This window comes from Bradyrhizobium sp. Arg237L (assembly GCF_029990105.1).
In the GTDB taxonomy this organism is placed as follows: domain Bacteria; phylum Pseudomonadota; class Alphaproteobacteria; order Rhizobiales; family Xanthobacteraceae; genus Bradyrhizobium.
The window spans coordinates 52,488-70,795 of the sequence record NZ_JAQMIL010000004.1 but is presented as its reverse complement, the minus strand read 5'-3'; the positions used below and the strand labels follow the sequence as shown (position 1 = coordinate 70,795).

The following is an 18,308-nucleotide window of genomic DNA, read 5'->3' as shown; positions in this document are numbered from 1 at the left end:
ATGATCTAAGCCGCTCTCGCAGTATCCATAAGCTTCGACACGAAGACGTCGGTGTCCACGCCGTGTTCGCCGCATGCTTCTTCGATCGAGTGGAAAGCGCCGATCGGACAGCCGACACATAGCATCCGGAAGTCGAGAAAGACGCCTATCGCGAGCGGCCATCGACGCATCACGTCGTCAACCATCATATCCGCGGTAGGCACTGCGTTCGATTTCATGTCGCTACCTTAACGTGTCGGCCTTCAGTTCTCTTTGATCGTCCGCAAATTCTCAAGCAGATCGCTTCGTCGAATAAATCGACATCTCATTGTTCCAGAGCAAAGTGTCTGGCCACCAGATCGAACATGATGCAGGCATCGAATTAGGACGATTGAAGCGATGGAGAACATCATGCTGACGAGAAGGACCGCCCTGATGGGAGCCGCGATCGCGGCGCTGATGATAAGCGCGCCGGCGCTGGCCGCCGACGACCTCAAGCTGCCGCGTGAACGAGTCGAGCTGGTCGCGCCGCCTTTCGTGCATCCGCACGAACAGGCGACCAAGGCCGGACCGAAGATCGTCGAGTTCAAGCTCACGGTCCAGGAGAAGGAAGTCGTGATCGACGACGCCGGCACCAAGTTTCATGCGATGACCTTCAATGGCTCCATGCCCGGCCCGATGATGGTGGTGCACGAAGGCGACTACATGGAGCTGACGCTCGTCAATCCCGCGACCAATTCCATGCCGCACAACATCGACCTTCACTCGTCGACCGGAGCGTTGGGCGGTGGCGCGCTGACCAAGGTTAATCCGGGCGAACAGGCCGTGCTGCGCTGGAAGGCGACGCGTCCCGGTGTCTTCGTCTATCACTGCGCTCCTGAGGGCATGGTCCCATGGCACGTGGTCTCCGGCATGCATGGCACGGTGATGGTGCTGCCGCGTGATGGGCTGAAGGACCGTGACGGCAAGTCGCTGCGCTACGACAAGATCTTCTACATCGGCGAAAACGACCTCTATGTGCCGAAGGACGCGAACGGCAAGTACAAGACCTACGACACGGTCGGCGAGTCCTATGCTGATACCACGGAGGTCATGCGCAAGCTGATCCCGACGCACGTCGTCTTCAACGGACGGGTCGGTGCGCTGACCGGCAAGAATGCATTGACCGCGAAGGTCGGCGAGACCGTGATGATCGTGCATTCGCAGGCCAACCGCGACACCCGTCCGCACCTGATCGGCGGGCACGGCGATTATGTCTGGGAGACCGGCAAGTTCAACAACCCGCCGGAGAAGGATCTCGAGACCTGGCTGGTGCGTGGCGGTTCGGCGGCAGCCGCGCTGTATACCTTCCGCCAGCCCGGTGTGTACGCCTATCTCAACCACAACTTGATCGAGGCCTTCGAACTCGGCGCCGCGGCGCACATCAAGGTGGAAGGCAAATGGAGCGATGACCTCATGAAGCAGGTCTCTCCTCCCGGCCCGATCCCGGCCGACAAGCTCGGCGCCGCCGACCCGGTGACCCTAAGCCGGTAGGTGGAGCTGAAGGAACGGCCCGCGGTCCCTACCCGCGGGCCGTTTCACCAAGTGAGGCGACATCATGCTTATCCTGATGAAAATGAAGACGGCCATGCTCGCTGGCGCGCTGGCTGCGCCGATCCTGGCCACCGTGTTCTCGCCCGCGCCTCCGCATGATGACAATGGTGCTGTGCGCCTCTCTCCTGTTTCCTTCAGCTATCGGGCTGCCGGCGATTTCTCGCAGGACAACAGACCGGTCGAAGGGCCCCTGCGCAAACTCCGCCTGCCTGCTGATCTTATCGTCATGAAGCGGCAGGTCACGGTCGCCGAGTACGTGCGCTGCGTCGACGACGGAGCCTGTCCAAAGGTGCCGGTCCCCAACGGCTCCCTGGACGTGCCCGTCGTCGGCGTCAGTTGGCACGACGCCTCGGCCTATGCTGCATGGTTGTCGCGCAGGACCGGTGTTATCCACCGTCTGCCGACCGACGAGGAGTGGACATTCGCGGCCGCCGAGAAGGCCCGCGACGAAGCGTTGCCGCTGGTCGACCCCGCGGATCCGGCGCAGGCCTGGATCGCCCGTTATGAAGCCGAATCTGCCCGCTCCAAGCCCGCCGAGAAGGCCGCGCAGCCCGGGGGCGCGTTCGGCACGAACAGCAACGGATTGGACGACCTGGCCGGCAATGTCTGGGAGTGGACGGATAGCTGCTTCGTCCGCGCCTCGCTCGACGACGGAGGCGAGCGGATCACCAACACGAATTGCGGGGTCCGCGTCGTGGAGGGAGTCCACCGCGCCTACATGACCGACTTCATCCGCGATCCCAAGTCCGGCGGATGCGCCGTGGGCATTCCGCCGACCAATCTTGGCTTTAGGCTCGTCGCCGAGCGTTCCAGCTCGGTCGCCGCGGCGATCTCCCGGAACGTGGCGAAGCTGCTGCCGCGAACATGAACGTTCGACGAGAAGCGGACGGGTTGAGCCAGAACAAAGTCATTCCCCCACGGGTCCGATAGATCATGCCGAGACGAAGGAGGAAGGCAGATGCGATCCGACTTGGCGCAATCCTACGGGCAGGACCGGCTCCCACGCTACACCAGCTATCCGACGGCCCCGAATTTTTCACCTGAAATCGGCGAGGACGACTATCGGCGGTGGCTCAAATCGATACCCATTCGCCAGCCGGCGTCGCTCTACCTCCACGTCCCGTTCTGCCGAGCGATGTGCTGGTACTGCGGATGTCATACGTCCGTGACCAAGCGTGACGAGCCGATCGCGATCTACGCGGCGGGCCTGCGCACGGAAGCGCTCCTTGTCGCAGAGACGATTGGCCAGAGACTGCCGCTCTCCCATATCCACTTCGGTGGCGGCACGCCGACGATCATGTCGCCGGAGACGTTCGCGGATCTCATCGGCGCCTTGCGCTATTCGTTCTTCGTGCTGCCGGAAGCCGAGATCGCCGTCGAGATCGATCCCCGCACGATGACTGAGCCGATGGTGGAGGCGCTCGGCTATTGCGGCGTCAACCGTGCGAGCCTTGGCGTCCAGAGCTTCGATCCGGCCGTGCAGCGCGCCATCAATCGGCACCAGAGTTTCCAACAGACCGCCGCGTGCGTCGAGCGGCTGCGCCAGGCCGGCGTCGGCAGGCTCAATTTCGACCTGCTCTATGGCCTTCCCCTGCAGACGGTGGATTCGTGCCTGGACACGGTTGCAAAATGTGTCGAGCTGCGTCCGGATCGCTTCTCGGTGTTCGGCTACGCGCACATTCCGTCGTTCAAGAAGCACCAGCGCAAGATTGCCGAAGAATCCCTGCCTGACAGCATCGAGCGGCATCTTCAGTCCGAGACGATCGCGCGGGCCTTGCTCGATGCAGGCTACGTGCGCATTGGCCTCGATCACTTCGCCCTTTCCACCGACAATCTTGCCGTGGCAAGACGGGAAGGCAGGTTGCGGCGGAATTTCCAGGGCTACACCGACGATTCGGCCGACACGCTCATTGGTCTCGGCGCCAGCGCCATCGGCCGCATGCCTCAAGGATTCGTACAGAACGCCGTGCCGACACGCGACTATCTTGCGCGCATCGTCGAGGACCGGCTCGCCACGGTCAAGGGCTACGCGTTTACCGAGGAAGATCTCTTCCGCGCCGACATCATCGAGCGGATCATGTGCGATCTTGCCGTCGACCTCCCCAAGGTATCGCGGCTGCACGGCCGCGATCCGAACTCCGCGATCGTCGATCGGCAACGGATCGATAGCCTCATCGCCGATGGCGCTGTGACGATGTTCGATGACCGCCTCGCGGTCAACAACGGCGCCGAATTCCTGGTCCGCAGCGTCGCTTCGGCATTCGACGCGCATCTTCCACGATCCGTAGCCACGCACAGTCGCGCGGTCTGAACTAACGAGAGCATGATCCGATCAGGTTGATCGATTGCAGCTTGGCTACACTTCCTCCGCTTGCGGGCAGTGCTATTGCATATGGAACAGAACTTGGTGGGCGGTTCCATCGCGGCCCATCCTTCGAGACGCCCGCCTTCGGCGGGCTCCTCGGGATGAGGTCTGATTTCGTGGCGGAATCTTAGACCCTCATGGTGAGGAGCGCCGCTTGCGGCGCGTCTCGAGACGATGCGCATCGCTCGGAGAACCATGAGGCCCGCCTCGTTCACGGCCATCAAACAGCTATATGCGATAGCCCTGCATTTGCCCCGAGAAGCTGGCTATTGCGTGAGCTGCCGGTAGAGCGCCGGCAACGCGGCCGGCAGGAGTCGGATGTTGCCGACGATCGCATAACCGCTTCGCCCGAACAGCGTTGGAAAATAACTCTGGGCGGTTGCATCGATCGTGACGCCGAAGACGGCGGCGCCGAGCCGGCGCGCCTCTTGTACGGCCTTGCGGGTGTCTTCGATGGCGAAGCGCCCCTCATAGTGATCGACGTCGTTCGGCTTGCCGTCGGTGAGAACGATCAGCAATTTCTTCCGCTGCGGCTGCGCTGCGAGTTCGGACGCGGCGTGGCGCACAGCCGCCCCGATGCGGGTATAGTATCCGGGCTTGAGTGCCCCGATGCGCCGCTCCACGGACGCGCTCATCGGCTCTCCGAACGCCTTAACGGTTTCGAGCCGCACCCATGACCGGCGGCGCGAGGTAAAGGTCAGGATGCTGTGGTGGTCACCGCAGGCCGACAGTCCATGAGCCAGGACAAGCAACGCCTCTTTCTCCACGTCCAGGACGCGGTACCCATCGACCCAGGCGTCGGTCGAGAGCGACACGTCGACGAGCAGCGTCACCGCCAGATCGTAACCTTGCGGCCGCATCGCGAGATGAACGCGATCGAGCGTGCCGCTGCCGGCGCGGAGATCGCAACGCGCGCGGACCAGCGCGTCGATGTCGAGGTCGTGCCCGTCGGGCTGTGCCCTTGCGAGCTCGTGGCGGGGCCGCAGCGCCTCGAACTGGCGCCGCACCTGGCGGATGCGACGGCGCGTGGCCTGGTCGGCCGCCCAGCTTTCGCCGGTCTCGCTCGCATGCGCCGTCAACACGCGGCAGTGGTCCTGCAGATAATTGCGGCTGCGGTAATCCCATTCCGGATACAGCCGCTCGCCGTCGAGCCGCGAGGGGTCGACCGCTTCCGGCGGCAGGTCGAGATCGAACTTCAGCTTCGTCGCAGGCTTTCCGCTGCGCCGCCCGATTGACAGCTCTTCCAGATCGTCGGCCGCCTTGCGCGCATTTTCGTCCTCGGTGTCGTCGGAGGGGCGATCAACGTTCACCATCTCCGCCATGGCCAGGATCTTCTCGAAGCGGTTGAGGATGAACGGATCCCTCTTGTCGGCTCCGTTCTCCCGCTCGCGTGTCGCAAAGCGCTTTCGCGCGTCCGGTGCGTCCGCCTGGGCGTCGTGCGAGGCGTCGTCCTGATCTTGAGATACCTGCCCGACGTCGCGGGTCCAGCAATCGCCCCACAATGGACATGGCAGCACCGGACGATATCCGGGCGGCGCCCGTTCCGGCAGCGCCTTGTCGCCGGTCAGCGAAAGCCAAAGCTTTCCTTGCGGCGGCGCCGCGGCGCCAAGCAGCGCGAGCACGATCTGTTCGACCTCGCGCTCCACGCGAGGCAATGGCCGCTGCGGCCGGCCAGATGCGACTGCCGCGGCCAGTCGCGTGTAGGAGCCGGCTAGTCCCGGAAATCGAGCGGCGACCATGGCGGCCGTGGCGCGGGCGCGACGCAAGATGAGGAGATCGCGCCGGAGCGGATCGGTCTCATCTATCGCCTCCAGCGGCACGATCGCAAACCACGCAGCGAGCCAACGATAGAGAGCCGCGTTCAGGCCGCGATCCGGAAACAAAGCGATGCGCTCGGGCAGGAAGACGGTCGCCGCGTCGCGCCCGGGATGGGCAAGGGATTCATCACCGAGGCCAATCCTCTGCCTCCAGGCGAGCCGGTGTCCGGATTTGCGCGCGCCCGTGCCGGCGAGCGCAACGCCCGCCTCGCCGCCGAGCGCGCGGAACATGACGGCGATCTGTCCCTGCATCTCCGAGAGTGCGACGGCGTGTTCGGCATGAACCGGATAGGACGCAGTCGCGCCGACCAGGCGATGCCACGCACGGCCGACGGTCTCCTCCAGCTCGAGAAAATCCAGCATCGGCGCTCACCTATCCAATCACGGCCCGTGTGACCTCCACCAGCGCGGCCTTGACGTCGCTATCGTCAGTCAGCGGCTCGATCATGCCGGCGAGGACGGCCTCGGTGACGGAAACACCGGCCGCGACGAGGGTGGCGCAGTAGACGATGAGGCGCGTCGAGACGCCCTCCTCCAGGTCATGTCCCTTCAGCGCGCGTAGGCGTTGGGCAAGCTGAACCAGCGGGCGCACGCGATCCGGTGGAAGCCCGCTTTCCGCCGACACGACGGCGATCTCCTGCTCCGGCGGCAGAAAGTCGAACTCGATGGCAACGAAGCGTTGCCGCGTCGAAGGCTTCAATGCCTTCAACAGGCTCTGGTAGCCGGGATTGTAGGACACGACCAGCATGAAGCCCGGCGGCGCGACGAGCTCCTCGCCGGTCCGTTCGAGCGGCAGGAGCCGGCGGTCGTCGGTCAATGGATGCAGCACCACCGTCACGTCCTTGCGGGCTTCCACCACCTCGTCGAGATAGCAGATGCCGCCTTCGCGTACCGCCCGCGTCAGGGGACCGTCCGTCCAGACCGTGTCGCCGCCCTTGAGCAAATAGCGGCCGGTGAGATCGGCCGCGGTGAGGTCGTCGTGGCAGGCGACGGTATGCAAGGGGATGCCGAGGCGTGCGGCCATGTGAGCCACGAAGCGGGTCTTGCCGCAGCCCGTTGGGCCTTTCAGCAGCACCGGCAGGCGGTGACGCCACGCGTGCTCGAACAGCGCGCACTCGTTTCCACTCGGCACATAAGCCGGAATCTCCGAAACGGAGCTTGCTACAGCCTGAAGGACGGATTTCATGATGGTTCTCCGGGACATCCAGGGGAATGGCGGCCGCGAGGTGCGCGGCCGCCGCGTTGCTCTACTCGGCGGGCTGCAGCGCTCCGCCGGCCAGGGAGTGCTTCTCACGTCCGGGCACCAGCACGGCCCAGACGAACATCAGCGCGGAGATCGCGACGAACACACCGGAGCCGAGACGGACCCAGTAGAACATTGCGAGCTGGTCCTGCACTTCCATGTAGCTCTGGCCGAGCACGCGCTGCAGATGGACCTGGATGATGCCGGCGAAGGTGAGCGCGAAGGTCATCGTCAGCATCGCCGTGCACATGATCCAGAAGCTTGCCATGCTGAGCCACTGGTTGTAGGGCGCGCGTCCGCGGATCTCCGGGATCGCGTAAGCCATCACCGCGAGGTTCAGCATCACATAGGCGCCGAAGAACGCGAGGTGCCCGTGCGCGGCGGTGACCTGGGTGCCGTGCGTGTAGTAGTTCACCGAGGACAGGGTGTGCAGGAAGCCCCACACGCCAGCGCCGAGGAACGCCATCACGGAGCAACCGACGGACCACAACAGCGCCGCACGGTTCGGATGCTTGCGTCCGGCCTTCCAGGTCATCTGCACGGTGAAGATCACCATGGTGAAGAAGGGCGCGACCTCGAGCGTCGAGAACAGCGAACCGATCCACTGCCAGTATCCCGGCGCGCCGATCCAGTAGAAGTGGTGGCCGGTGCCAAGGATGCCCGAGAACAGCGCCAGGCCGATGATGACATAGAGCCACTTCTCGACCACCTCGCGGTCGATGCCGTTGAGCTTGATCATCAGGAAGGCGAGCACGGAGGCCATGATCAGCTCCCAGACGCCCTCGACCCACAGATGCACGATGTACCACCAGTACATCTTGTCGACCGCGAGGTTCGCCGGATTGTAGAACGCGAACAGGAAGAAGATCGCGACGCCCCACAGGCCGAACAGCAGGATGTTCGTGACCGTGGTCTTGCGCCCCTTCAACGCGGTCATCGTCACGTTGAATAGGAACATCAGGCAGACGACGACGATGCCGACCTTGATGATGAAGGGCTGCTCGAGGAATTCACGTCCCTCATGATAGTGGAAGAGATAGCCGACGACCGCGGCGCCCGCCGCGCCGAAGAACATCCAGAACTGGATCTTGGCGAGCAGCGGACTGAAAAGCTCGGTCTCGGTCTCCTCCGGCAACAGGTAGTAGGTCGCGCCCATGAAGCCGATCAGCGACCACACGATCAGGGCGTTGGTGTGTATCATCCTGACGATGTTGAAGGGCAGGATGACCGAAAGCGTGTTCGGCAGGACGTAGATCGTGCCGGCGAGCAGGCCGAAGACGACCTGCGCGAGGAAAAGCGTCAGCGCGCCGTAGAAATACAGCATCGCGACTTTTTGGGTCTGGTATTTCATCGAAAAGCTCACTTGTTGAAGGGCTGTCGGGACGCGGTGCTCATCCGGCCTTGTTGGGCGGCCAGTCCTGGCGCTTGATGGTGCTGGTCCATTGCAGGAAGTCGGCGAGATCGTTGAGTTCCTGATCGGTCAGGTTGAATTGCGGCATCTGTCGCCGGCCCGGCGCGCCGGACGGCTGCGCCTGCATCCACGCCTTCAGGATGTCCCTTGCAGCGGCCGGATCTTCCTTGCCGCCCCAGCGGTCCCAGACATTGCCGACTTCCGGCGCGAAATAGGCGCCCTCGCCCAGCAGCGTGTGGCAGTTGATGCAGGAGTTCTTTTCCCAGACATGTTTGCCGCGCGCGACCGAATCCGTCAGCGTCGAGGCGTTCGTCGAGGTGTTCACCATGTAGTAGTGGCTGTGGGCCGTCAGGCCGAGGAAGATCGCAAAGAAGAAGGCGGATCCCCCGTAGAAGACGTTCCGGGCAGCCGTTTTCGTGAGGCGTTCAGCCATCACCTATCCTTTCCCGTTCTTGTTGATAGTGCGAGCGCCGCGCCAATCTACGTAGCAGCCCCATCGGTTCTTTGTGCTGGAGCAACCAGCGTCGCATTCGCCGCCTCAGATCAGCAGTCTGGCGATGGAGGCAGCCAAGGCGAACGATGCCACGCCGAGCACCCAGGCGCTGACCAGTCCGCGCCAGATCGCCGGCACCGCGCGAAGTCCGAGGAAGTCGAGCAGGATCCATCGCCCCTTCAGCGCCGCGAGGGCGAGCACGACGACATTGCTCAACCATGCAACTGGCACGCTGCGGGAAGCGATCAGCGTCGCGATCGCGAGGCCGATCAGGAGGATCAGGGTCGTTTCGAGCGGATGACGGGCCATCATTCAGCGCACCAGGTAGATGATCGGAAACATCAGGATCCAGACCAGGTCGACCATGTGCCAGAACGACGTTCCGGTCTCGACCGCGCCAGGTTCCGCACCGCGCTGAACCACCGCCAGTATCACCATGCCGAGCACGACATGCAGCAGATGGAAGCCGGTCAGGAGGAAGTACAGCGTGAAGAACGTGCTGGTCTCCAGTCCGACACCGGTCGCGATTTCGCTATCGTATTCGAGAAGCTTGATCGCGACGAACGCGCATCCGAGCGCGATCGCAAGCCCCAGCCAGCGACGGCAGGCCGCCGCTGCACGCGCGCGAGCGGCCGCGGCTCCACGTGCCGCGGCCCACCCGCTGGTCACCAACACCAAGGTGTTGAGGGCCGCGAGGCCGGGATCCAGGACGGCCTGGCCGGAGGCGAAGACGGCGGGGTTGACGGCGCGGGCGACCGCGAACGCGCCCAGCAGCAGACCAAAGACGGCGAATTCGCTGAAGATCAGGACCCAGATCATGGGGTCGCCGGGGAGTTCAGCCAGCAGGCCGCTTTCCTGCACTTCGCAATCTTGAGCCGACATGGATCCTCCGGGCGGGGTCGTCGCCCGGATCGCTACCGGCGATGAGAGCCGCGATCTTTGTCCCCGGACAAAGACGGGGGCAGCCCGCCGCGTAGGGTCCGGGTCAGCACGGTCGCGCTAAGGCGGACGGCGTCAGAGCATGATCCGGAAAAGTGGAAACCGGTTTTCCCTCGCGACAAACGCGAAGCGTTTGCGCGGAGATCATGCTCAAACAAAGAGATCTACGAATCGGAGTTGGAACCATGAGCGACGCGCAGGTCGGCCTCCTCACCGCGACGCCTCTGATCATGATCTTCGCCGGCGCGATGCGAGCGATGGGTGTCCTGTCGACCACCGCGACGATCGCGGCGATTGCGCTGTCGGGCGCTATCGCCGCCGTGCTCTTCTTCACGCAATAGGCCGGTCCCGGCCAGGGTCATCCAATCGGCGGCCGCAGGGTATGCCAGTCCGTCGTCGACTGGAACGCGTGAGCTGCGCGAGCAAGCACACCCTCAGATAGATGCGGGCCGACCAGTTGCATGCTCAACGGCATCCGATCTGACGCAACCCCCATGGGGAGCGTAATGGTCGGACTTCCGCTGAAGTCGAACACCGCGGTGAAGCGCAGGATGCTCAACAACACATTCGGATCAGCGCCATATTCACTCATCTTCGCAAGCGTCGGAATCGGCACCGGCATCGTCGGAATGAGCAAAAGGTCGATATCCCCAAACAATGCTGCGAGGCTGCCGCAGAACTTGAGGCGCTCATGATGAATGGCGGCGATTTCGATACCGCTGACCGACCTGCCCTGCTCGATCAACTGCGCAAGGTCCGGACCGTATTCCGACTTGCGCGACGGATAGGTCTTGAGGTGCGCTTCGGCCGTCTCGACCGAGCACATCGGAATCCACAGGCTCACGAGCTTCTCGTAGGAGGGAAATCGAACCTCACGGATTTCGGCACCGAGATCCACCAGCGTGCGCTCGGCCTCCAGCAAGGCTGCTACGACCTGCGGGTCGATTCCTTCCTGCGTGTATTTGCGATCCACCCCAATCCTGAGGCCGCGTACGCCATCGCCAATCCGAGCCAGATAATTCGGAACGGGAGCCTGCAAAGCCGTCGGATCGTTGGCATCCGCGCCTGCGATGACGCCCAGCATCGCTGCGGCGTCCGCAGCACTTCGGCACATCGGCCCGATATGATCGAGCGAGTCCGCCAGCGGGAAAATGCCATAGCGGCTCACCCGGCCCCATGTCGGCTTGATTCCGGTCAGCCCGCAGGTCGCCGATGGAAACCTGATCGAACCGCCCGTGTCGCTTCCGATCGATCCGTAGCAGAGACCGGCGGAGGTGGCGACGCCCGATCCAGTCGACGAAGAGCCGACCCAATAATCCGCATTCCAGGGATTGAGCGGGGCCTGATCATCAGGATGATGGCTGGTATAGGCGCCTTCCGTCATCTTGAGCTTTCCGAGCGTGACCGCGCCGGCGCGCTCGAGCCGATCAACGATGGTCGCATTGAACGACGGCACGAAGTTCGCATGAATCTTCGTGCCGCCCGCCGTCGGTGCGAATGTCGTGTAGCACAGATCCTTCAGACCGATCGGAACGCCATGAAGGGGGCCGCGCCAAATGCCCTTGACGATCTCGCTGTCATGCTTCCTTGCCTGCGCCATGGCCCGTTCCGCGAGGACGATGGCATATCCGTGCAAGCCTCCATCGAGCTTGTCGATACGGTTCAACGTTGCTTCGGTGACCTCCGAAGGCCGCAGCTCCTTACGGCGAAACAGTTCGGACAGTTCAGTTATGGACTTGTAGTGCAGTTGATCCGCGGACATATCGAGTTCCTGTTGCCATCGGGAATGCGCCTTAGAGCGTTTTCGAGCGAAGTGGATACCGGTTCGCGTGAAGAAAACGCGTCAAAACAAGAATCTAGAGCTTCGGTTCTGATTCAATCAGAACCGAAAATGCTCTAGAACTGGACGCCTCGCGTCAAGGCACCGTCCACGACAAGGTTCGTTCCCGTGATGAAGCTGGCGGCCCGGCTCGCAAGAAACACGACGGCATTCGCCATCTCCTGCGGCGTGCCCATCCGTCCCGTCGGATTGAGCGCCAGCGCGGTCTTGTACAGTTCGGGATTGCTGTCCTTGATCATGTTCCAGACACCGCCCTCGAAATAGGTGTTGCCCGGAGACACGGAGTTGGCCCGTATGCCCTTCGCGGCGAGCTGGTAGGCCAGGCCCTGCGTATAGTGGATGATCGCCGCCTTGAAGGTGCCGTAGGGGCCGCTCGCAAAGTCGACCTCGCGTCCCGACACGCTGGCGATCGTCACGATCGCAGGAGCGCCGCTCTTTTCCAGATATGGCATCGCGGCGTTCACCAGGCGGACCGTTCCCATCATGTCGGTGGAGAATTCCTTCTCCCAGCTTTCCTCGTCCTGCCCTATCGAGAGGGCGCTGACATTGGCGACGACGACATCGACGCCGCCGAGCTTCGATGCCATGTCGCTCACCCAGGCCTTGAGCGCCGCACCATTGGATACATCGACCGAACCGCCAAACGCCGCGACGCCCTTTGCCTTGAGGGCGGCGACGGTGCTGTCCACGTCCGCCTGATTGCGCGCGCAAATTCCGACATTGGCGCCCTCAGTGGCGAAGGTCTCGGCGATCGCCCTGCCGATGCCCTTGGTGCTGCCCGTGACGAGAACGTTGGCTCCTTTGAGTCCTAAGTCCATGTTCGTCTCCCTCCCTGGTCATTTTTGACTTCAAATGGCACGCTGATGAACAAGACGCGTTCTCAAAAACGGCGGATCAGCCTCACAACAACAGTTGCCCGCGGACATTGTCGGCGTTGACGTCCCCGCCGATCAGTGATCGCGTGATCTTGCCTTTTTCCATGATGTAGCATCGCTCGGCGATCTCCAGGATCGTGTCGAGGTTCTGCTCGACGAAAACGATCGTCGTGCCCAGCTCAGCCCGGAACGATTTCAGCGCATCGCAAATGTGCTGCACGATCGACGGCTGAATGCCCTCGGACGGCTCATCGAGGATCATCAAGGTCGGGTTTCCGATCAGAGCCCGGCCGATCGCGAGTTGCTGTTGCTCGCCTCCCGACATGGTGCCGGCAACCTGCCGCCGTCGTTCCTTCAATCGCGGAAAATACTCGTAGACGAGCTCCGGCAGCTTCTTGCCCTCCGGTCCGCCAATCAGCTCGCCGACCTGCAGGTTTTCCTCGACGCTCATCTGTGGAAACACATCCCGTCCCTGCGGGATGTAGCCGAAGCCGGCGCGCGCCCGGGCGTCCGCCTGCAACTGGGTTACATCCTGGTCCAAGAAAGTGATCGTGCCGCGCCACGTCTCCAGCAGCCCGATCAGGCATCGCATCAGCGTCGACTTGCCGACGCCGTTCCGGCCGATCACGCCGACGATCTCGCCGCGGGATACCGACATGCTCACGCCCTGCAGGATCGGCGTGGCGCCGTAGCCCGCCCAGAGTTCCGATACCTCCAGAATCCGATCAGTGGGCATGCGTCTTCCCAAGGTAGATTTCGGCGACCTTCTCGTCCTGAATGATGGTCTCCAGACTGCCTCGCGCAAAGATCTTGCCAAGATGCAGCACAGTCACGCGTTGCGCAATCTGGCGCACAAACGCCATATCGTGCTCGACGACGAGCACCGTCATGCCCTCGGCATTGAACGACTTGATGAGTTCGCCGGTCTTGAACGTCTCCTCCGGCGACATGCCGGCCGTCGGCTCGTCCAGCAGCAATAGCTGCGGCTGCAGCGCCAGCGCCATGCCGATCTCGAGCCATTGCTGCTGGCCATGCGAAAGTGCTCCGGCCAATTTGCTGCTCTCCGACGCCAGATCGAGCAGCGTAAGCAGCCGCTCCTCCTCGACGTCGCGCTCCGCGCCCGAGAAACGCCCCTGCAGGGCGATCTGGATATTCTGCCGGACCGGCAGCTCCTTGAACACGCTCGGCGCCTGCATCTTGATGCTCATGCCCCGCTGCACACGCGCAAAGGGCCGCTCTTCGGTGATATCGATGGAGTCGAAGAAGATATGGCCCTTGGTCGGCGGATAGAGGCCGACGATCAGCTTGAACAGCGTGCTCTTGCCGGCCCCGTTGGGGCCGATCAGGCAGTGAACCTCCCCGACATTGACAGTCAGATCGACGTCGGAGACTGCCGTCAATCCGCCAAAACGTTTTGTCACGCCCTTCACATCGACAAGCGCCATGTCAGGCCTCGTCCGATTGCAGGCGGCCGGTGTCCGCCAGAGTGGAATTCGCGTCACGCCGCCGGCGCCTAGTCCATCGGTCAACCACAAGCTTGCCAACGCCGAGCACAAAACCCTGCGGCGCCAACATCACGGTGGCGAGCAGCAGCGTACCCATCAGCACGAGCGCGGCCTGCTGGCTATAGACGGTGATGGTCTGGAACCCGAACAGCAGCAGGAACGAGCCAACCAGCGTCGCTGTCAGATCGCTTCGCCCGGAGAAAGCCACCCATACGATCGGCATCGCGGCGGCCGGCAGCCCGATGCTCGACGGGGTGATGAATTGCCCCCACGACGTATACAGCGCGCCGCTGAGGCCCGCGAGCCCGCTTCCGATGATGAACGTGAGCAATTGATACTTGCGGACGTCGTAGCCGAGCATCTCGGCGCGCTGCGGGTTCTCGCGCGTCGCAACGATCACGTTGCCGATGCGCGAGTTCACCAGCATGCGCAGCGCGATGTAGACGATCACGATGAGCGCGACCATGACGTAGTAGAGCGCGGACCCCTCGATGTAGAAATCGCCGACGGTGAGCGGATCCATGCCCTTCATGCCGTTGAAACCGTTCAGCCGCGCAGTGCCGATGTGCCATTCCGGTCCGGCCGTCTGTCCAAGGAAGAACGCCAGCACCAGCGTCGCCGACAGCGTCACGATGCCGAAGAAGATGCCACTGATGCCGCCCCAGATCATGAAGTAACCGAGGATCCCCGCCGCGATCATCGCGATGATGACCGACAGCACGAGCGCGGCGATCGTCGTCGAACCTCCGCCCATGTTGATGGCCAGCACGCCGTAGGCATAACCGGAGATGCCGAAGAAGAACGTCTGGCCGAACGACAGCATGCCGCCATAGCCCCACATCAGGCAGAGGCCGAGCGCCATGAAAACCCAAATCAGGAAGTAGGAGAAGTTGCCGACATCGTAGGAGTCCGCAAAGACCGGATAGATCAGCGCGGCGGCCAGCACGGCGAGAAAGCAGGACCAGAACGTCCGTCCACGTCCCAAGGTCTGCGGACCATCAAGCAGTTTGAACATCACACCCCCGCTTAGCGCCCGCGACGGACCAGCACGCTGGAAAGGCCTTCGGGCAAGACACGGATGATCAGGATCACTGCAAACAACATGCCGATCTGGCCGATGATCTGCCCATAGCTTGCATTCAGGGCCATTCGAATCATCGCCAGGAACACCGCGGCCGGCGCGGTACCAAGCAGGACATTTGCCCCGCCGACCACGACGGTGACAAAACTCTCCACCACGAATGTCGCACCCATCGTCGGAATCAACGTCATCGTCGGCGCGTAAAGCGCGCCACAAAGACCTGCGAGCCCGGCGCCGATGCCGAAACTGATTGCGTAGATCCGCCCCGTGCGCGCACCCAACGCCTTTGCCATCGCGGCATTCTGCATGGTCGCGCGCGCCATCACGCCGAACCGCGTCTTCATGAAGATCACGTAGAGACCGATCAGCACGGCGACCGCGCAGGCGAACAGCACCAGGCGATAGGTCGAGAATGTGTAGCCGCCGATCGCAAAGCTGCCCTCCGGCGTGCCAATCCCCGTTATCGATGATCCCACGATCAGGAGCATCGATTGCGTCACGATCAGGCTGAGCCCCCAGGTGGCGAGCAAGGAGTCGAGCGGCCTCTTATACAGCCGACGAACAATGAGGTATTCGACGGCAACGCCGATCAATCCAGCCGTCACCGCGGCAAGCACCTGAGCCAGGGCAAGCGGTACACCGAGCTTCACAAGCCCGACCGTCACATAGGCGCCGCACATGATGAACTCGCCATGCGCCATGTTGATGACGCCCATCATGCCGAACACGATGGCGAGGCCTGCGGCCGAGAGGATCAGAAACGCAAAGACGTCGGCGAATTGGTAGAATACCGAGAAGAGTTCAGCCGACATCATCGGTCTCCTGCTCCTTCATTATAGGCGCCGCAGCGATGCGACGCCCGTGCAATCCAAAGTCATGATCCGATGAGTGGCGTCACGACTTGTTGGGCAAATGGCTCGGCGTGTACTGGTCCTTGTCATTTTTCTTGGTGAGATCGCAGCCGATGTCACCAAGCCAATACGGCTTGATGGTTCCGTAGTCCTTCTCGACCGTCACTTCGTGTTGAGGACCGACGGAGATCAGGCGCATGCGGTGAGACGTGTGCTGGCTCTTCGGGTCGATGCAGACCTTGCCTTCGGGCGCCTCGATGCAGGCATCGCCGGTCGCGATCACCTTGCGCATGTCCTCGAGCTTGGTCGATTTCGCCTTCTCGACCAACGTCTTGTACATGTAGAGCGCGTTATAGGCATTGTAGCCCATGTCGTTGATGTAGAGCTCGTCGGGGAACTTCGCATGCCAGCGCTTCTTGAAGTCGTTGGCTTCGGGCGTATCGATCTCCTCGAACCAGTTCGCGGTCGCATGCATGTTGTTGAGCGCCGGCGGCTTGAACCGCTTATGCTCGAAGCCGAGCATGACCTTGATCGACGAGCCCATCGGCAGGTTGAGCTTCGCCGCGGCGGCCTGCTCGAAGAACGAGTCCTGGGCGGCGCCGACATTGATCGTCAGAAGCCAATCCGGTTTCGCTTTCTGGATGTTCTGGATCGTCTGCGCGAACTGTGAAACGCCGAGCGGGATGAATTCCTCTCCGACGACCTCGCCGCCAAGATCCTTCATGATCTTGCGGTTCCACTCCGCCGAAATCTGTCCGAAATTGTAGTCGGCGGCGATGACGTAGACCTTCTTGCCGAACTTCTCGACCATCCAGGGGATCAGCGTCGAGAACTGCTGCTCGGGTACCGCCCCCATGCTGATCATGCTGGCGTCGCACACGCCGCCTTCGTACTGGTTGGTGTAGAAGTACGGCGTGGTCGTCCGATCGATGATCGGCCGAACGGCCTCGCGCGAAGCGGACGTGATGCCTCCGATCAGCACGTCGACCTTGTCGCGGCTGAGCAGCCGTCGCGCAAACTCCTGATAGCGGGCGTTATCGCCCTGCGGGTCGAGATGGATGAGCTCGATCTGCCGCCCGAGGATGCCGCCACTCTTGTTGATCTCCTCGACCGCAAGCTGCGAGCCGTGCAGTTTCGGCATGCCCATGAACGCCAGATCGCCGGAGACGTCTTCGAGCAGACCGACCTTCAATGGCGGCTCGGCTGCCTGCGCGGCGCCGAACGCCGCCGTCCCCAGCACGACGCCAAGAAAGGCAGTCCTGAGCAGATGTCCGGAATTCATTGAAATGTCCCCTTGTTGAAAAGCCGCTGAGGTTCACGCCTTGAGGTAGGTTTTCAGGATCGATGCACCCATCGTGTATTTCGGGTCGACCATGTTGCCGAGCCGCATGCGCCCGGCCTGGCTGAGCAGCATGTACGCATCGATCTCGTCAAAGCCGTAGTCGGCGCTCATCCATCGCGTGAGTTCGCGATAGGCGATGCGGGCCGCATCCTCGAGCGGGCGTGCGCTGCCGATCGTCATGATGAAGTCGCGTGTCTCCAGGCGCGGCCAGGCAAAGCTCCAGTTCTTGATCAGATCGATCTGTAGCGTGACCGTCGCACGCTGCTCGAGCGCGACACCGGAGAGTTCGCCATCGCCCTGTGTTGCGTGGCAGTCGCCGACGTAAAGAAGCCCACCCTCGGCATGCACGGGCAAATAGAGAATGGCTCCGGGCGCGACATCGGGCAGGTCCATGTTGCCACCGTGATAGTCCGGCTGCAGCGAGGAGATCGCCTCGATCTCGGGCGACACACCAATCGTGCCGATGAACGGCTCGTAGGGCAGCGTGATCTTGTCGTTCCAGCGAACGCCGTTCCTGTCGACATGCAGCTTGCGGACGCGCTCAGGCAGCGGCGGATTGAGCATCGCCGTCGAGCTCGTCCCAACAAGGCCGCCGAACTCGGGGATGATACAGGTCGTTCCGGCGGGCTGCTCGCCGCGCGTCTCGACGTCGTGGATATAGACGGCGAGACAATCGCCCTTCTTGGCGCCCTTGACCGCAATCGGTCCACATTGCGGGTTGAGATACGGAAAGTTCAGTTTCGCTGTGGGACTGTCGCTCTCGCTCGTGAGTACGCCGCCAAAGGCGTCCTCGGTCTCGACGACAACGATCTCTCCCGGATCGATCGACAGCGTCGGCTTCGCATAAGGTCCGTAGACGTAGTGGAAGGCCCCCTGCTGCTCGATCGTCAGGCTGCGCTTCATGCCGGCTGCCCCCTTGGCGACGGCGCGCTTCGACATGATGGAACTCTGCAACCAGTCTTCTGCTTTCATGC

General features: G+C 62.6%; 19 protein-coding genes. 4 read left to right on the top strand and 15 right to left on the bottom strand.

The window, feature by feature from the left end; all coding sequences use genetic code 11:
• Nucleotides 1-5: 5 nt before the first annotated feature.
• On the bottom strand, nucleotides 6-218 hold the full coding sequence (locus OZ411_RS03455) for a DUF1858 domain-containing protein (RefSeq protein WP_130224002.1): 213 nt from the start codon (nucleotides 216-218) through the stop codon (nucleotides 6-8).
• A gap of 172 nt (nucleotides 219-390) precedes the next feature.
• Here OZ411_RS03455 and nirK point away from each other — a divergent pair, with 172 nt between their 5' ends.
• The 3 genes from nirK to hemN all read left to right on the top strand — a co-directional run bounded on the left by nirK (nucleotide 391) and on the right by hemN (nucleotide 3,883).
• Nucleotides 391-1,512 carry a copper-containing nitrite reductase gene (nirK, locus tag OZ411_RS03450; RefSeq protein ID WP_130577323.1) on the top strand — a complete coding sequence of 374 codons (1,122 nt, stop codon included), beginning with the start codon at nucleotides 391-393 and terminating at the stop codon, nucleotides 1,510-1,512.
• 64 nt (nucleotides 1,513-1,576) lie between these two features.
• Nucleotides 1,577-2,440 carry an SUMF1/EgtB/PvdO family nonheme iron enzyme gene (locus OZ411_RS03445; protein WP_282526813.1) on the top strand — a complete coding sequence of 288 codons (864 nt, stop codon included), beginning with the start codon at nucleotides 1,577-1,579 and terminating at the stop codon, nucleotides 2,438-2,440.
• A 90-nt stretch (nucleotides 2,441-2,530) separates the two neighbouring features.
• Nucleotides 2,531-3,883, top strand: a complete 1,353-nt coding sequence (gene hemN / locus OZ411_RS03440; protein WP_282526812.1) for an oxygen-independent coproporphyrinogen III oxidase — start codon at nucleotides 2,531-2,533, stop codon at nucleotides 3,881-3,883.
• Nucleotides 3,884-4,203: 320 nt separating this feature from the next.
• On the opposite strand, the gene OZ411_RS03435 is transcribed toward hemN, so the two are convergent.
• The 6 genes from OZ411_RS03435 to OZ411_RS03410 form a co-directional block, all read right to left on the bottom strand.
• A complete protein-coding gene (locus OZ411_RS03435; protein ID WP_282526811.1) occupies nucleotides 4,204-6,117 on the bottom strand; it encodes a VWA domain-containing protein in 1,914 nt (637 codons plus the stop codon).
• Between the two features lie 10 nt (nucleotides 6,118-6,127).
• On the bottom strand, nucleotides 6,128-6,940 hold the full coding sequence (locus tag OZ411_RS03430; protein WP_282526810.1) for a CbbQ/NirQ/NorQ/GpvN family protein: 813 nt from the start codon (nucleotides 6,938-6,940) through the stop codon (nucleotides 6,128-6,130).
• Nucleotides 6,941-7,001: 61 nt separating this feature from the next.
• Nucleotides 7,002-8,348: a cbb3-type cytochrome c oxidase subunit I gene (locus tag OZ411_RS03425; protein ID WP_130577318.1), complete on the bottom strand. Its 1,347-nt coding sequence runs from the start codon at nucleotides 8,346-8,348 to the stop codon at nucleotides 7,002-7,004.
• Between the two features lie 40 nt (nucleotides 8,349-8,388).
• Entirely contained in the window at nucleotides 8,389-8,841 is a 453-nt protein-coding gene (locus tag OZ411_RS03420; RefSeq protein WP_282526809.1) for a cytochrome c, read from the bottom strand.
• Between the two features lie 105 nt (nucleotides 8,842-8,946).
• Entirely contained in the window at nucleotides 8,947-9,213 is a 267-nt protein-coding gene (locus OZ411_RS03415) for a hypothetical protein (RefSeq protein WP_349016971.1), read from the bottom strand.
• Nucleotides 9,214-9,783 (bottom strand): cytochrome c oxidase subunit 3 family protein, encoded by a 570-nt coding sequence (locus tag OZ411_RS03410; protein ID WP_282526808.1) that lies wholly within the window; start codon nucleotides 9,781-9,783, stop codon nucleotides 9,214-9,216.
• A 242-nt stretch (nucleotides 9,784-10,025) separates the two neighbouring features.
• Here OZ411_RS03410 and OZ411_RS03405 point away from each other — a divergent pair, with 242 nt between their 5' ends.
• Nucleotides 10,026-10,181 (top strand): hypothetical protein, encoded by a 156-nt coding sequence (locus OZ411_RS03405; RefSeq protein WP_165420981.1) that lies wholly within the window; start codon nucleotides 10,026-10,028, stop codon nucleotides 10,179-10,181.
• 17 nt (nucleotides 10,182-10,198) lie between these two features.
• Here the strand turns inward: OZ411_RS03405 and OZ411_RS03400 are convergent, their stop codons facing one another.
• From OZ411_RS03400 to OZ411_RS03365, 8 genes are all read right to left on the bottom strand, one after another.
• Entirely contained in the window at nucleotides 10,199-11,602 is a 1,404-nt protein-coding gene (locus OZ411_RS03400) for an amidase (protein WP_282526807.1), read from the bottom strand.
• Nucleotides 11,603-11,736: 134 nt separating this feature from the next.
• Nucleotides 11,737-12,498: an SDR family NAD(P)-dependent oxidoreductase gene (locus OZ411_RS03395; RefSeq protein WP_282526806.1), complete on the bottom strand. Its 762-nt coding sequence runs from the start codon at nucleotides 12,496-12,498 to the stop codon at nucleotides 11,737-11,739.
• Between the two features lie 82 nt (nucleotides 12,499-12,580).
• Nucleotides 12,581-13,291, bottom strand: coding sequence for an ABC transporter ATP-binding protein (locus OZ411_RS03390; protein WP_282526805.1), 711 nt, complete (start codon nucleotides 13,289-13,291; stop codon nucleotides 12,581-12,583).
• The gene (locus OZ411_RS03385) at nucleotides 13,281-14,000 is read right to left on the bottom strand and encodes an ABC transporter ATP-binding protein (protein WP_282526804.1); all 720 of its coding nucleotides are present in this window, start codon (nucleotides 13,998-14,000) and stop codon (nucleotides 13,281-13,283) included. Before OZ411_RS03385 ends, OZ411_RS03390 begins: the two co-directional genes overlap by 11 nt.
• Nucleotide 14,001: 1 nt before the next feature.
• Nucleotides 14,002-15,075, bottom strand: a complete 1,074-nt coding sequence (locus OZ411_RS03380) for a branched-chain amino acid ABC transporter permease (protein WP_282526803.1) — start codon at nucleotides 15,073-15,075, stop codon at nucleotides 14,002-14,004.
• 11 nt (nucleotides 15,076-15,086) lie between these two features.
• Nucleotides 15,087-15,953, bottom strand: coding sequence for a branched-chain amino acid ABC transporter permease (locus OZ411_RS03375; RefSeq protein WP_282526802.1), 867 nt, complete (start codon nucleotides 15,951-15,953; stop codon nucleotides 15,087-15,089).
• A gap of 82 nt (nucleotides 15,954-16,035) precedes the next feature.
• A complete protein-coding gene (locus OZ411_RS03370; RefSeq protein WP_282526801.1) occupies nucleotides 16,036-17,274 on the bottom strand; it encodes an urea ABC transporter substrate-binding protein in 1,239 nt (412 codons plus the stop codon).
• A gap of 33 nt (nucleotides 17,275-17,307) precedes the next feature.
• The gene (locus OZ411_RS03365; RefSeq protein ID WP_282526800.1) at nucleotides 17,308-18,306 is read right to left on the bottom strand and encodes an acetamidase/formamidase family protein; all 999 of its coding nucleotides are present in this window, start codon (nucleotides 18,304-18,306) and stop codon (nucleotides 17,308-17,310) included.
• Nucleotides 18,307-18,308 lie beyond the last annotated feature (2 nt).

Coding starts and splice junctions, on each gene's coding strand:
- OZ411_RS03395 (WP_282526806.1), bottom strand. CDS start 12,498: ATGGACTTAGGACTCAAAGGAGCCAACGTTCTCGTCACGGGCAGCACC.
- OZ411_RS03390 (WP_282526805.1), bottom strand. CDS start 13,291: ATGCCCACTGATCGGATTCTGGAGGTATCGGAACTCTGGGCGGGCTAC.
- OZ411_RS03420 (WP_282526809.1), bottom strand. CDS start 8,841: ATGGCTGAACGCCTCACGAAAACGGCTGCCCGGAACGTCTTCTACGGG.
- OZ411_RS03445 (WP_282526813.1), top strand. CDS start 1,577: ATGCTTATCCTGATGAAAATGAAGACGGCCATGCTCGCTGGCGCGCTG.
- OZ411_RS03380 (WP_282526803.1), bottom strand. CDS start 15,075: ATGTTCAAACTGCTTGATGGTCCGCAGACCTTGGGACGTGGACGGACG.
- OZ411_RS03435 (WP_282526811.1), bottom strand. CDS start 6,117: ATGCTGGATTTTCTCGAGCTGGAGGAGACCGTCGGCCGTGCGTGGCAT.
- OZ411_RS03425 (WP_130577318.1), bottom strand. CDS start 8,348: ATGAAATACCAGACCCAAAAAGTCGCGATGCTGTATTTCTACGGCGCG.
- hemN (WP_282526812.1), top strand. CDS start 2,531: ATGCGATCCGACTTGGCGCAATCCTACGGGCAGGACCGGCTCCCACGC.
- OZ411_RS03405 (WP_165420981.1), top strand. CDS start 10,026: ATGAGCGACGCGCAGGTCGGCCTCCTCACCGCGACGCCTCTGATCATG.
- OZ411_RS03430 (WP_282526810.1), bottom strand. CDS start 6,940: ATGAAATCCGTCCTTCAGGCTGTAGCAAGCTCCGTTTCGGAGATTCCG.
- nirK (WP_130577323.1), top strand. CDS start 391: ATGCTGACGAGAAGGACCGCCCTGATGGGAGCCGCGATCGCGGCGCTG.
- OZ411_RS03415 (WP_349016971.1), bottom strand. CDS start 9,213: ATGATGGCCCGTCATCCGCTCGAAACGACCCTGATCCTCCTGATCGGC.
- OZ411_RS03455 (WP_130224002.1), bottom strand. CDS start 218: ATGAAATCGAACGCAGTGCCTACCGCGGATATGATGGTTGACGACGTG.
- OZ411_RS03375 (WP_282526802.1), bottom strand. CDS start 15,953: ATGTCGGCTGAACTCTTCTCGGTATTCTACCAATTCGCCGACGTCTTT.
- OZ411_RS03410 (WP_282526808.1), bottom strand. CDS start 9,783: ATGTCGGCTCAAGATTGCGAAGTGCAGGAAAGCGGCCTGCTGGCTGAA.
- OZ411_RS03370 (WP_282526801.1), bottom strand. CDS start 17,274: ATGAATTCCGGACATCTGCTCAGGACTGCCTTTCTTGGCGTCGTGCTG.
- OZ411_RS03365 (WP_282526800.1), bottom strand. CDS start 18,306: ATGAAAGCAGAAGACTGGTTGCAGAGTTCCATCATGTCGAAGCGCGCC.
- OZ411_RS03385 (WP_282526804.1), bottom strand. CDS start 14,000: ATGGCGCTTGTCGATGTGAAGGGCGTGACAAAACGTTTTGGCGGATTG.
- OZ411_RS03400 (WP_282526807.1), bottom strand. CDS start 11,602: ATGTCCGCGGATCAACTGCACTACAAGTCCATAACTGAACTGTCCGAA.